This is a genomic window from Neobacillus mesonae, assembly GCF_023715155.1.
In the GTDB taxonomy this organism is placed as follows: domain Bacteria; phylum Bacillota; class Bacilli; order Bacillales; family Cytobacillaceae; genus Neobacillus; species Neobacillus mesonae_A.
Genome location: NZ_JAMBNQ010000129.1, coordinates 1 through 324 on the forward strand (window position 1 = coordinate 1; position 324 = coordinate 324).

General features: G+C 43.5%; 1 protein-coding gene. It reads left to right on the forward strand.

Annotated features, from left to right (window positions below; translation table 11 throughout):
- On the forward strand, nucleotides 1-324 hold a 324-nt coding region (locus tag M3183_RS26835; protein ID WP_251475107.1), incomplete at both ends, for an IS110 family transposase.

Sequence of the window (324 nt, forward strand, 5' to 3'; positions counted from 1 at the left end):
GTTACTATCAGCTTGAACAAGATATCGAAAGTATTACAGGGCACTTAGTTAAGCTAGTAAAAACGTCTGTAGAATACGAATGGCTATCAACGGTTCCAGGGCTTGGAGATACCACGATTATTGACCTATTAGCTGAAATCGGAAGCTTTTCACACTACGAAGATCCACGCCAACTAATCAAACTCGCGGGATTAACATTACGTGAAAATTCCTCCGGGCAGCATAAAGGGCATAAAAGCATCTCCAAACGGGGTAGAAGAAAGCTGCGGGCCCTACTTTTTCGAGTGATGATGCCCATGATTCGCCACAATGAAGCCTTTAGAA